Source organism: Lactobacillus xujianguonis (assembly GCF_004009905.1).
In the GTDB taxonomy this organism is placed as follows: domain Bacteria; phylum Bacillota; class Bacilli; order Lactobacillales; family Lactobacillaceae; genus Lactobacillus; species Lactobacillus xujianguonis.
This window is the reverse complement of the sequence record NZ_ML136871.1, coordinates 123,266-135,724: the sequence shown is the minus strand read 5'-3', so window position 1 is coordinate 135,724 and position 12,459 is coordinate 123,266. Positions and strand designations below refer to the sequence as shown.

General features: G+C 36.5%; 13 protein-coding genes. 11 read left to right on the top strand and 2 right to left on the bottom strand.

The annotated features are described in order from the left end of the window. Positions 1–10: 10 nt before the first annotated feature. From cmk to EJK17_RS00700, 5 genes are all read left to right on the top strand, one after another. Entirely contained in the window at positions 11–685 is a 675-nt protein-coding gene (gene cmk, locus EJK17_RS00720) for a (d)CMP kinase (protein WP_103661844.1), read from the top strand. A gap of 70 nt (positions 686–755) precedes the next feature. Further along, complete coding sequence (rpsA, locus tag EJK17_RS00715; RefSeq protein WP_103661845.1) at positions 756–1,961, top strand: 30S ribosomal protein S1; 1,206 nt, start codon at positions 756–758, stop codon at positions 1,959–1,961. Between the two features lie 60 nt (positions 1,962–2,021). Then, a complete protein-coding gene (gene der, locus EJK17_RS00710; RefSeq protein ID WP_127796129.1) occupies positions 2,022–3,332 on the top strand; it encodes a ribosome biogenesis GTPase Der in 1,311 nt (436 codons plus the stop codon). Positions 3,333–3,477: 145 nt separating this feature from the next. Then, complete coding sequence (locus tag EJK17_RS00705) at positions 3,478–3,753, top strand: HU family DNA-binding protein (protein WP_103661847.1); 276 nt, start codon at positions 3,478–3,480, stop codon at positions 3,751–3,753. 90 nt (positions 3,754–3,843) lie between these two features. Then, positions 3,844–5,094: a tetratricopeptide repeat protein gene (locus EJK17_RS00700; protein WP_127796128.1), complete on the top strand. Its 1,251-nt coding sequence runs from the start codon at positions 3,844–3,846 to the stop codon at positions 5,092–5,094. A gap of 38 nt (positions 5,095–5,132) precedes the next feature. Here the strand turns inward: EJK17_RS00700 and EJK17_RS00695 are convergent, their stop codons facing one another. Continuing rightward, positions 5,133–6,020, bottom strand: coding sequence for a YitT family protein (locus tag EJK17_RS00695; RefSeq protein WP_127796127.1), 888 nt, complete (start codon positions 6,018–6,020; stop codon positions 5,133–5,135). 62 nt (positions 6,021–6,082) lie between these two features. On the opposite strand from EJK17_RS00695, the gene EJK17_RS00690 reads away from it, so the two are divergent. Further along, the gene (locus EJK17_RS00690; protein ID WP_103661850.1) at positions 6,083–7,276 is read left to right on the top strand and encodes a CCA tRNA nucleotidyltransferase; all 1,194 of its coding nucleotides are present in this window, start codon (positions 6,083–6,085) and stop codon (positions 7,274–7,276) included. Between the two features lie 43 nt (positions 7,277–7,319). Here the strand turns inward: EJK17_RS00690 and trhA are convergent, their stop codons facing one another. Next, a complete protein-coding gene (gene trhA, locus EJK17_RS00685) occupies positions 7,320–7,985 on the bottom strand; it encodes a PAQR family membrane homeostasis protein TrhA (protein ID WP_103661851.1) in 666 nt (221 codons plus the stop codon). A 121-nt stretch (positions 7,986–8,106) separates the two neighbouring features. On the opposite strand from trhA, the gene EJK17_RS00680 reads away from it, so the two are divergent. From EJK17_RS00680 to EJK17_RS00660, 5 genes are read left to right on the top strand one after another with little or no spacing between them, the layout of a single operon-like run. Next, positions 8,107–8,955, top strand: coding sequence for a DegV family protein (locus EJK17_RS00680; RefSeq protein ID WP_103661852.1), 849 nt, complete (start codon positions 8,107–8,109; stop codon positions 8,953–8,955). 2 nt (positions 8,956–8,957) lie between these two features. Next, positions 8,958–9,188, top strand: a complete 231-nt coding sequence (locus EJK17_RS00675; RefSeq protein ID WP_103661853.1) for a YozE family protein — start codon at positions 8,958–8,960, stop codon at positions 9,186–9,188. Positions 9,189–9,244: 56 nt separating this feature from the next. Next, positions 9,245–10,846 carry a cation:proton antiporter gene (locus EJK17_RS00670; protein ID WP_103661854.1) on the top strand — a complete coding sequence of 534 codons (1,602 nt, stop codon included), beginning with the start codon at positions 9,245–9,247 and terminating at the stop codon, positions 10,844–10,846. A 15-nt stretch (positions 10,847–10,861) separates the two neighbouring features. After that, positions 10,862–11,701, top strand: coding sequence for a ribosome biogenesis GTPase YlqF (gene ylqF / locus EJK17_RS00665; protein ID WP_103661855.1), 840 nt, complete (start codon positions 10,862–10,864; stop codon positions 11,699–11,701). Next, positions 11,698–12,450: a ribonuclease HII gene (locus EJK17_RS00660; RefSeq protein ID WP_103661856.1), complete on the top strand. Its 753-nt coding sequence runs from the start codon at positions 11,698–11,700 to the stop codon at positions 12,448–12,450. Before ylqF ends, EJK17_RS00660 begins: the two co-directional genes overlap by 4 nt. Positions 12,451–12,459 lie beyond the last annotated feature (9 nt).

Sequence of the window (12,459 nt, the reverse complement as noted above, 5' to 3'; positions counted from 1 at the left end):
AACTAGTTGAATGCAAGTAGCAATTGATGGACCTGCATCTGCAGGAAAAAGTACAGTCGCTAAAATTATTGCGCAGAAATTGTCATTTGTGTATATTGATACCGGTGCGATGTACCGTGCTTGTACAGTTATTGCACGTAATCATCATCTTGATTATGGCGATGAAGAAGGTATCTTGAAGGCAATCGATGAAGATGGAATTGAATTACGCAGCGAAGATGGAAAACAGAAGGTCTATTCTGCTGGAAAAGATATTTCTTTAGAAATCAGAACTCCAGAAATTTCAGCTAACGTCTCACAAGTTTCTGCATTACCAAGGGTTCGTGAAAAGATGGTCAGCCTGCAACGAAAAATGGCAGGTGAAATGAACGTTATTATGGACGGACGTGATATTGGTACTACAGTATTACCAAATGCGGAAGTCAAAATCTTTTTGGTAGCTTCACCACGTTCAAGAGCTGAAAGACGGCTGTTAGATTTTAAAGAACGTGGGATTGAAACAAATCAAACAGTTGAAGAAATTGAAGCTGATATTGCTGCAAGAGATTATAAAGATTCCCATCGAAAGGTTTCACCTTTGAAAAAGGCTGCGGACGCTACGGAAATCGACACTACACACTTATCAATTGATCAAGTTGTAGAGCAAATTTTAGCCGAAATCAAAAAAAGTGAAAAAAAGTTTTAAAAAAGCGCACAAAATAGTAGAAAAAATTTCAACTTTCCTTTAAAATGGGACATGATATTGGGAGGTACATATGTCAGAAAACAGTAATCAATTTTTAGACGCATTAAAGCAAATGCAAGGAGTTGAGGTCGGAGATATTGTCGATGTCGAAGTATTAGACGTTGAAGACGGCCAAATTGATGTCGGTGTTGAAAACGCTGGTGTCGAAGGTGTTATTACTCATCGTGAATACACTTCAGATCGTAACGCAGACTTACGTGAATTAGTTAAGCCTGGTGACAAGTTTAAGGCCTTAGTATTAAGAAGAGCCGGTGGCGATAAGGAAAATGGTGAATTCTTCTTCTCAGTTACCCGCTTGAAGGAAAGAGAAGCTTACGACAAGTTACAAAAAGACTTCGAAGAAGGCAATCCAATTGAAGGTACTGTAACTTCATCAGTACGTGGTGGTTTGCTTGTTGATGTTGGTACTCGTGGTTTCTTGCCAGCTTCATTAATTTCAAATCGTTATGTTTCAGATCTTAAGCCATACATTGGTAAGACTATGAAACTTAAGATCACCGAAATTGATCCTAACAAGAATCGTTTGATTCTTTCACACAAGGATTTAGTTGAAGAAGAACGTGAAGAAGCCTTTGACAAGGTTGCATCACAATTAGTTGTTGGTGATGTAATTGAAGGTAAAGTTTCTCGTTTAACTAACTTCGGTGCCTTTATTGATGTTGGTGGTGTGGATGGTTTAGTTCACATCTCAGAAATTTCTTACAAGCATATTGATAAGCCAAGTGATGTTTTAAAGGCTGGTCAAGATGTTAAAGTTAAGGTCATTGGCATTGACAATGACAGACATCGTATCTCCTTGTCAATCAAGCAAACTGAACCTTCACCATTTGAACAAGCAACTGCTAACTTAAATGAAGGTGATGTTTTTGACGGTGAAGTTAAGTCATTAACTAACTTTGGTGCTTTTGTTGAAGTTGCTGATGGTATTCAAGGTTTGGTACACGTTTCAGAAATCTCAAACAAGCACGTTGACAAGCCAAGTGATGTTTTGAAGGTTGGCCAAACTGTTAAGGTTAAGGTTTTGAACATTGACCCTAGTGAAAGAAGAATTTCACTTTCAATCAAGGCTGCAGACTCAAACGCTTCTTCAAATGAAGGCTCTCGTCCACGTCGTTCACGTAACGATAACTCAGTAAACAAGAAGTACATGGGTAACGATGATAACGGCTTTGCATTAGGTGATATTATCGGTGACCAATTAAAAGACCGTAAATAATCGTAAAAAACTAAAGCCGACTTATGTCGGCTTTTTTTATTGGAAGAAAGAGGTGGAAAAATGGTTTTACCAGTAGTAGCAATCGTAGGACGCCCCAATGTTGGAAAATCAACTTTATTTAATCGGATTATTAATCAAAGATTAGCTATTGTTGAAGATCAACCCGGTGTTACCCGTGATCGGAACTATGCTCCAGCTGAATGGATGGGACATAAATTTGACTTAATTGATACTGGTGGGATTACATGGGAAGATGGCAAGATAGAAGAAGAAATTCGTGCTCAAGCTGAAATTGCCATTGAAGAAGCAGATGTCCTCGTCATGTTAACCAGTGTTGTAAATGGGGTAACAGATCTCGATGAAAGAATTGCACGTTTATTGTACAGTTCGAAAAAACCAGTAATTTTAGCTGTTAATAAGGCAGATAATCCTGAACAACGTGCCAATGTTTACGATTTTTATAGCTTAGGACTTGGCGATCCGATTCCAGTTTCTGGTAGTCACGGAACAGGAATTGGTGATTTATTAGATGACATTATTAGCAAGTTCCCACAAAAAGATGATCGGGCTGATGATGACACAATCTCATTTAGTGTGATTGGTCGTCCGAATGTGGGAAAGTCATCAATAGTTAATAAATTATTAGGTGAAGATCGAGTAATTGTCGCTAACGAAGAAGGAACGACTCGAGATGCAATTGACACCCCATTTACAGATCAAGATGGCGACAAGTTTAGATTAATTGATACTGCGGGAATTAGAAGACGTGGCAAAGTCTACGAAAAGACCGAGAAGTATTCTGTAATGCGCGCAATGAGTGCTATTGAGCGTTCAGATGTGGTTTGCTTAGTGCTTGATGCAAGTACAGGCATTAGAGAACAAGACAAGCACGTGGCCGGATATGCGCATGAAGCAGGGAGAGGCTTAATCATTTTAGTCAACAAATGGGATCTTCCTAAAAAGAATAGTGGCAGCGCGAAAGATTTTGAAAACGTTATTCGTCAAGAATTCCAATATTTGGATTATGCTCCAATTCTATTTGTTTCTGCCAAAACAGGGCAAAGATTAGATCAAATTCCAAAGATGGTTAAGCAAGTCTACGAAAATCAAAACCAGCGTATTCAATCTAGTGTCTTAAATGAGTTGCTTTTAGAGGCAAGTAAACTAGTGCCAACGCCTTTAGTTAAGGGTAAACGTTTGCGCGTTTATTACATGACGCAAGTTGCTACTAACCCCCCGACATTTGTTGTCTTTGTCAACGATCCAGAACTAATGCATTTTTCTTATCAACGATTCCTGATTAACCAATTAAGAGAAAATTTTGATTTTACAGGGACACCAATTAAAATTATTGCAAGAAAAAGAAAATAAATCCTAAGAGAGCTTGTTGTAATAAGACTTTTGTGATATTTTAGTTTCTAGGATACAATGATTATAAAGATCATTATTCCTTGTTCTTTTTAAAAGGAATATTAATTTGAACTTATAGTTCAATTGTAGGAGGTGAAATTATACTATGGCAAACAAAGCTGAATTAGTTTCTGAAGTTGCTACTAAAACTGACTTAACTAAGAAGGAAGTTGCTACTGCTGTTGATGCTCTTTTTGGTTCAATCCAAGAAGATCTTGCAAAGGGTAACAAAGTTCAATTAATTGGTTTTGGTACTTTTGAAGTTCGTCATCGTGCTGCTCGTAAGGGCCGTAACCCACAAACTGGTGATGAAATCGAAATTCCAGCAAGTGAAGTACCTGCATTTAAGCCAGGTAAGGCACTTAAGGATGCTGTTAAGTAATTTAACGGTTGAAGGGAAGCATTGATCTTGGACCAATGCTTCTTTTTTATGTACAATTATTCTTAACACATTGAAATGAGGGAGATTTACTTGACATACTCTGAACAATTATTAGATGCGATTCAAAATCATGATTTTTCGCAAGATAAGATCTTATTAAAAAAAGCGTTGGATAATGATAGTCCAGAAATTTTATCATCTCTAGCTGAAAATTTAACAGGTTATGGTTTTACTAATTTGGCCAAGGAAGTTTATCGTGACTTAATTGCAAAATTTCCTCAAGAAGATCTTTTTAAGGTCTATTTGGCGGAAATTCTTTTAAATGATGGTAATGACGATGATGGACTGAGCTTGTTATTTGACGTTGCTAAAACATCCCCAGCATACTTAGATGCTTTACTAGTGGAAGCTGACTATTATCAGACAAATGGCTTTATTGAAACTGCTAGACAGAAACTAATTGAAGCTTCCAAAATTGCTCCTCAAGAAGATGCGATTAAGTTTGGTTTAGCTGAACTTGATTATCTTGATGGGCAATATGAAGAGGCTTTAACGCTTTATCAAGATTTGATTGAACGTCAAAAGACTTTTGGTGAAGTTAATCTAATTCAACGTCTTTTTCAAACTGAAGCTAAGTTAGGTCAATATGAGGAAGCCAGTCAAGTAATTAAAGAGCATACAGGTGATATTTTAGATATTGATAGTAAATATCAAGCAGGACTCGTAATGCTGGCAGTCGGAGACTATAAAAAAGCAATTACTTATCTGGATGAAGTAATTGATCAAAGTCCAGATTATGTTAATGCTTATCCATTATTAGCTCAAGCATATGAACATGAACACGACAATGAACAAGTCTTGCGTTCAGCTCAAGCAGGTTTAGCTTATAATGAGCTAGATGAAACCTTGTACTCAATGGGAGCTAGAGCAGCAGCTAATTTGAATGAATTGGATACTGCAGAAGATCTTTTAGTTAAAGGGTTGAAAACTGCACCTGATAATGGTGATTTGCGTTTACAACTGTCTAATCTTTACCTTCATGAGGGTAAGAATGATGAAAACATTAAGTTGTGGCAAGACTTAGAAGATGAAGATGTTGAGCCACAAGCTCATTGGAATCTGGCGGTTTCATATGCTAGATTGGATCAGCGTGAACAAGCTAAGAGTGAATTCTTATTGGCTTATCCGGAATTTCAAAATAATGTTGATTTCTTACGGCAAATGATTCTTTTCTTTAACAGTGAACCTAACAGTAGTGATGTTATGCAGCAGTTACTAGAGCGATACTTAAAATTGGTTCCTGAAGATGAGGAAATGCAAGATCTTTATAATCAATTATAATAAAAAGGCCTTACGCCAATTGCGTAGGCCTTTTTTAATTATTTTCGGAACAAAATATGATGCGGTCGATTGTAGGTAAACCCTTCTCCTAAAGCTTCGTGAACTTCAATAATAGTTACAAAGGCTTTCGGATCTTCTTGACGAATTAATTGCTTGATCATTGGGATTTCTCTTGGGGAAACTACTACATAAATCACGCGTTTTGGATCTTGTTGATAACCACCTAGGGCATTTAAGTAGGTAAAACCACGTTCAAGTTTTAAATCAATCATTCGTCCAATCTCTTGGTATTTATCTGAGATGATTAGTAATCCACGAGCACTATAAGCCCCTTGTTGGACAGTATCCATTACACGGGAAAGGATGAAAGAAGCCAAAAGAGTGTACATCATATGCTTGATATCAAGATAACTCAATGAGATAAACAAAACTACAGCGTCACAGAAGAGTAAAACTTTACCTGATGAAATTCCAAGCTTTAGTTGGCAGATACGGGCAATAATATCAGTTCCGCCGGAAGTACCATTAAATCTAAATACTAGGCCTAAGCCAAAGCCTGATAAGGTTCCAGCTAAAGCAGCAGAAAGGAAGAGGTCGTGCTCTAAGTTGAGTTGAGTTATAATTGGTATTAGCCGCCATAACCATAAGAAAAAGGACAAGCTAACTGTGCCCCAAATGGTGTAGGCTAGGAGTCTTTTTCCCATAAAGCGGTAACCTAAGATGATTAGGGGAATATTGAGAATTAAAGTTGAAAGCCCCATATTGATCCCCCAAAAGTGACGTAAAAGCAGGGTAATCCCACTGATTCCACCGTCTGCTAATTTGTTGGGAACAGAAATCATATCCAAACTAAGTGCATAAATTGCGCAACCAAGGGCAATCATAAAAATCTCTAGTAATGTATGGTGATTAATTATTTTTTTCATCGTAATTCCCCTCCTTCTACTTAAAATTAACACACATTTAAATCGAGTTGAAACATTTATTTATGAAAATCACAAAATTACCTAATGTATTTTTGGCTGCGATGCCAGTATTAAAAACGTTGGAAGCTGGAGGCTTTGAAGCTTATTTTGTCGGTGGTTCTGTCAGAGATGTTTTGTTGGGCCGCCACATTCATGATGTGGATATTGCCACTAGTGCTTACCCTGAAGAAGTAAAAGAACTATTTGAAAAATCAATTGATACCGGAATTAAACATGGCACAGTCACTGTTCTTTATCAAGGTGAAAGTTATGAGATTACCACATTTAGAACTGAGTCAGGCTATCAGGACTTTCGCCGACCAGACCATGTCACTTTCGTGCAAAATTTAGATGAAGATCTTAAGCGACGTGATTTTACCATTAATGCCTTGGCGATGAATACTGATGGCGAAATCATTGATTTGTTTGTTGGGCTAGCAGATTTAAAGCATAAACTGATTAAGGCTGTCGGTGATCCAGAACAACGTTTCCATGAAGATGCGTTAAGAATGATGCGGGCAGTTAGATTTATGAGTCAGTTAAAATTTTCTTTGGAAGAAAAGACTGAACAAGCCATTGCTGATCACCATCAATTATTGAAGAAAATTTCAGTTGAGCGAATTAGGGATGAATTCGTAAAGATGGGTTTAGGAGCTGACGCTCGTGCTGCTTTTCAGATCTTCTTAGATACACAATTGAGTGAAGAAGTACCTGATTTTGCTGGGAAAAAAGAACAATTAGCTGTTTTTCCGAAGTTACAGTTTAGTCCCACCATGGAAACTAGTCTTTGGTCCATAATTATTATCTTATTAGGAATGCAAGATAATCAAATTGGAAAATTCATGCGCGACTGGAAGAATTCAAATGCAATGACTGAAGAAGTTGAACGAATTGTTAATTTCTTCGATATTATGTCTAGTCACACACCAACTGATTATGAATTGTTTGAAGTAGGTAAGAAGACATTACTAAATACAATTGATGTGGCTCATATTTTGGGTCAACCTGTTGATTCAAACGCTTTAGTAGATCGTTATTTGGCTTTGCCGATTAAAAATAATTCTGAGTTAGCAATCGATGGCCGCTTTTTAATTAAAAAGGGAATTAAACCTGGACCACAGCTTGGAGAACTGTTAACTAAAATTAAAAAAGCGGTGATTAATGGTGACTTGGATAATACTGAAGAAGCGATTGCTGAATTTTTAGAAAAGCAATAACAAACAAAAAGAAGTGTCTGGAAAGTTTCCAAACACTTCTTTTTTAAACGTATAACAAAACGGAGAAGTACATTAGAATCGAACCTAGCATTACAAATAAGTGCCAGATAACATGAATGAATGGGACATTACGCATGGTAAATAAGATTGCACCGACGGTATAGGCAATGCCACCACTGACTAGCAACCAAAAGCCTACTGGACTCAAGCGGACATATAAATAGCTGCCTGAAAGGATTACTAACCAGCCCATTACAACATACAAAATCGTGTCTAACACCACATGTTTGCCACGATTGAAAATATAATAGATTATTCCAAAAACGGTTACACCCCAAATGAGGCCAAATAAAGTCCAACCCCAAGCTCCACCGATTGCGACTAATGAATAAGGGGTGTACGAACCCGCAATTAGTAAGAAAATTGAAGAGTGGTCAAATATTTGAAAAACATTTCTAGCTCGGGTAAAAATCAAGCTATGATAAAGGGTAGAGAACAAATATAATAAGACTAAACAGGAACCGTAAATTGTGAAAGTGACAACTCTTAAGGCACTTCCCGTACTTGCCGCCTTTACAATTAAGATTACTAATCCAGCAACTGCTAATCCAAACCCGATTCCATGGGTAATCGCACTGAAAATGTTATCGAGTATGTGATAACTTTTTGGTCTTTCTTTTGGCTCTTGCCATAATTCTTTTAATTTCAAAACACAACAAATCCAATCAATCTTTTTTCTTAAGTAATTTTTTTGATATACTAGCTATATGTTACTTGCTCATATTTTATCATAAAATAATTTGAGCAACTTAGAATAGGGGTCGAATACATTGGCAAAAATTAAAATTATGACTGACTCTTCTGTTCAATTGACAGAAGAAGAAATAAAAAAATACGATATTACAGTTGTACCTTTGTCAGTAATAATTGATGGAAAAACATACGTTGACGGTGTAGATATTACAAGACGCAACTTTATTGAAAGAATGGATGAGGGTCACGAAGTACCTAAAACTAGTCAACCACCAATTGGGCGTTTTGTTGATGCCATTAAAAAACTAACTGCTGATGGTAGCGAGGTATTGGGGATCTTCTTGGCTAAGTCTTTAAGTGGGACAATCGATGCTGCTAAACAAGCTGCAGAAATGGTGCCAAATGCTAAGGTGGTTTGTCACGATTCTGGCTATACTGATCGTAGTGAAGGCTATGAAGTTATTGCTGCTGCTAAAGATGCTGCTGCAGGAAAAAGTATTGATGAGATTTTAGCCCATTTGCAAAAAATGGAAGAAAATATGTATCTTGAGATGATGATCCCCGACTTAACTAACATTGTTAAAGGTGGACGTCTTGGTAAACTTGCTAGTCGAGTAGTTAGCATGCTTAATATCCGAATTTTCTTACAAATGAAGCAAGGTAAAGTATTAGTTCCTAAAAAAGGACGCGGTAAGAAATTTACCGAGAAGTTTAATGACATGTTGGTTAAGCAACTGAAAGAATTAGGAGACCAAGTCAAAGAAGTCGGTATTTCTTATGTCGATACACTAGATGATATGGAAGAATTAGCTGCTCGCTTTAAAGAAGTAAATCCTAATTTAAAGATTTTAATTCAAGAAACAAGTCCAATTATTATTACCCATGCCGGTCATGGTGCATATGCAGTAATGTTTTATACGGAGTAAAAATGGCTTATAGAGAAAGTTTTTATCGATATTTAATGACGCAAAGAGATCCAGATTCTAGTAATGAAATTGCTCAATTTGCCAATAATGCTCAGAATGATTCTACCTTTCCTAAGCAAGAACAAGATTATGAAAAATTGTCAGACTACTTAGAATTGAATGCTAGTTATTTACCGAGTATGACGGTGTTTGACGAAGCTTATCAAATGTATAAAGAAAAAATGTCTTATTAATTTAAAGTCCATGCTTAATTGCTGGACTTTTTTCATTGAAAGAAGGTGCGATTAACTTGGAGATCTTTATTTCGACAATTATTTTATTGGTTGCTGCCGCATTGGCGATCTCATTACAAAATCAATTTTTTAAAACAGTTTCAGTTAATTATATTTCGTTAATTTTGGGGCTGATTCTAGCAATCATTCCGATCACTGATCAGTATGTTGAACACTTTAATTCTGAAGTTTTTATGATCATGATTGTCGCTCCACTCTTGTTTTTTGAAGGGCAACAAACAAGTTTACATAATGTACTGCGCAGCTGGAAGGCAATTGTCGATCTAACGGTAATTATGATTACTTTAGCTACTGTGATCGCGGGATTTAGTTTAAAATTTCTACTTGCGTTTTCTTTGCCATTAAGTTTTATTCTAGCGGCCATTTCCACACCAACAGATGCTACTGCAATGGCTTCGGTAACTCATGGCTTAAAATTGCCAAAGCGTGTAGCGTATTTTTTAAAAAATGAGTCTTTATTTAATGACGCCTCAGGAATTATTTTGCTTAATATGGCTACAAGCTGGTATATTTCGAAGAATTTAAATTTGGGTAATACCTTAAGTAGTTTCTTAATTTCAGCTCTTGGAGGGATTATCTTTGGCTTTATTAGTGGTACCATTACGGTTTTTATTAGGCAAAAAATTATTCGGGTCAATTTCAACTACACCAGTAACGGTAATGTCGCTATTCAACTTTTTTATTTGTTAACACCCATTGTTTTCTATTTTTTAGCCGAAGAATTAAAAGTTTCCGGAATTATCGCTGTTGTAGTTATGGGCTTAATTTATAATGCAGAAGCACAACGGAGTCAACTAATTAACGCTAAAATTATTTATGATAGTAAAATTATTACTAACTGGTTGACAGATATTTTAAATGGAATTGTCTTCATTATTTTAGGCATTATTATTGTGCGCACAGTTAAAGAAGATATCCCTAATATTCAAACCTTAGAAGCGCTGGCTGCGGGTGTAATTCTGTATTTAGTTAACGTCTTAGTGCGCTATGTTTATACAGCATACTTGGGAAAGAAACGTGTCCATATTAATCGTAAAGAAGCATGGATCTTTGCTTTTGGCGGAGTTCACGGTGCGGTTACTTTTGCTTTAGCGTATACTTTGGCTGAGGCAAGCATTAATCCAGCTGATTTTCATTTGATTTTAGTGAGCGAAACAGTTTTAATTTTACTTAGCATGATTGTGCCAACCATTTTATTTAAATTTATGTTAACTCCAGCTAAAGCTGATCGAGATCAAGAGACTGAAATAAAACGAATTCGCAGTGAAATGGTGGCATATGCTTTAAAACAATTGGACCAGATTTACTTGCCTAAGCGTTTGCGTAAGCAGTTAAATTTTGACTTACATGCTCAAATTAACGAAACTTCAATGAGAGATTTTTTGCGGGAAATGAAATATACCGTTAAACAAAGAAATCTTTCACCAGATGAGTTAGAATTCAGAGATGAAGTATATCGTTATGCGTTCAGACAAGAGCGAAATTATCTTGGTCAAATTGCGCAGCAAGAAAATGAATATCGCGCCGTATTTAGAAAATTATATCGTGAAATCTTGACTGCTGAAATTCTGTTCTTAAATGCAGATAATAGAGATTAAGGAAGGATGGTTTTTATGGCAAATATTCAATGGTATCCAGGTCATATGAATAAGGCTCGGAATCAACTTGAAGACAAAATGGGATTTTTAGATGTGATTGTTGAAGTCTTGGATGCAAGAATTCCACAAGCTTCAAGAAATCCGATGATTGAAGAATTAGTAGGTGATAAGCCGCACTTAATTATTTTGAACAAGGCGGATTTGGCTGATCCAGTCTTAACTAAAATGTGGCAGAAAAAGTTACAAGAGCCAGGTAAGTTTGTCATGGCTTTAGATTCTCTGCATAACACTAACATGCAAGTGTTAATTCGAATGATTAAAAAAGCCGCTTCTGCCAAGACGAAGAAATTTGAAGCAAAAGGAGCTTCAAATCCGACAATTAGAATTGCTCTTGCTGGCATCCCTAATTGCGGGAAGTCGACAATTATTAATCGACTAGTGGGCAGAAATGTTGCTGAAGTAGGCAATAAACCAGGTGTAACTAAAGGACAAACCTGGCTTAAAACTAAGACTAATATTCAAATTTTGGATACTCCAGGAATATTATGGCCAAAATTTGAGGATCAAGAAGTTGGCTTTAAATTAGCTGCTTTTGGTGCTATTAAAGATACAATTTTTCACGCTGACGATGTGGCTTTATTTGTATTAAAGAATTTACGAAAATACTATTTGAGTAATCTTGTTAAATTTGCGCGTTCTTCAAAAGAAGAAGTCGAAAATATTTCTGATACTGATTTATTATTGGCCATGACTAATGTCTATGGGATGCGCGACGATTATGATCGTTTTTCTTTGTACATGCTACAACGCTTGCGTAAAGGTAAAATTGGAAGGATTACGCTTGATCGACTATGACAATCAAAGAAATCAAAGAATTATTTAAACAAGGTGCTGTTTCTGCTGAGCAATTAGAGCTATTGAAACAAGATCCGCGGACAGGTGTCCAAAAATTACTGGCGTCTTATTATAAAAAGCAGGAAAAGTTAGCTAAAAAACGGGCTGAATTTGAACATCGCTTTGCTTATGAGCGTAAATTTTGGGCTAAGGATGAATTAGTAGCTGGTGTTGATGAAGTTGGTAGAGGCCCATTAGCAGGCCCCGTAGTTACGGCAGCAGTTATTATTGATGAAAATTTTGACTTAATTGATGTGAATGATTCAAAGAAATTGTCACCGCAGCGTCGGTTAGAACTATATCCGGAAATTTTAGCTCAAGCAGTTAGTGTAGGAGTTGGCGTACAAAGCGCAGCTGTAATTGACAAGATCAATATTTATGAGGCTGACCGAGTAGCAATGGCTCAAGCTGTTCAAGCTTTAGACCGTAAGCCAGATTGTTTATTAGTTGATGCAATGGATGTGCCGATCAAGATTCCTCAAGTTAAGTTAATTAAAGGGGATGCCAAGTCTAATTCAATTGCTGCGGCTTCAATCGTGGCTAAAGTATTTCGAGATAAACTAATGGATGATTATGCTAAAGTTTATCCGCAGTACGATTTTCCTAAAAACGCCGGATATGGTACTAAAGAACATATTGCTGCCTTAAAGAAATATGGACCGACCCCAATTCATCGCAAGACTTTTGCCCCTGTGAGTGAATTTTTTTAAATAAAATCC

Coding starts and splice junctions, on each gene's coding strand:
- cmk (WP_103661844.1), top strand. CDS start 11: ATGCAAGTAGCAATTGATGGACCTGCATCTGCAGGAAAAAGTACAGTC.
- rpsA (WP_103661845.1), top strand. CDS start 756: ATGTCAGAAAACAGTAATCAATTTTTAGACGCATTAAAGCAAATGCAA.
- der (WP_127796129.1), top strand. CDS start 2,022: ATGGTTTTACCAGTAGTAGCAATCGTAGGACGCCCCAATGTTGGAAAA.
- EJK17_RS00705 (WP_103661847.1), top strand. CDS start 3,478: ATGGCAAACAAAGCTGAATTAGTTTCTGAAGTTGCTACTAAAACTGAC.
- EJK17_RS00695 (WP_127796127.1), bottom strand. CDS start 6,020: ATGAAAAAAATAATTAATCACCATACATTACTAGAGATTTTTATGATT.
- EJK17_RS00690 (WP_103661850.1), top strand. CDS start 6,083: ATGAAAATCACAAAATTACCTAATGTATTTTTGGCTGCGATGCCAGTA.
- EJK17_RS00675 (WP_103661853.1), top strand. CDS start 8,958: ATGGCTTATAGAGAAAGTTTTTATCGATATTTAATGACGCAAAGAGAT.
- ylqF (WP_103661855.1), top strand. CDS start 10,862: ATGGCAAATATTCAATGGTATCCAGGTCATATGAATAAGGCTCGGAAT.
- EJK17_RS00660 (WP_103661856.1), top strand. CDS start 11,698: ATGACAATCAAAGAAATCAAAGAATTATTTAAACAAGGTGCTGTTTCT.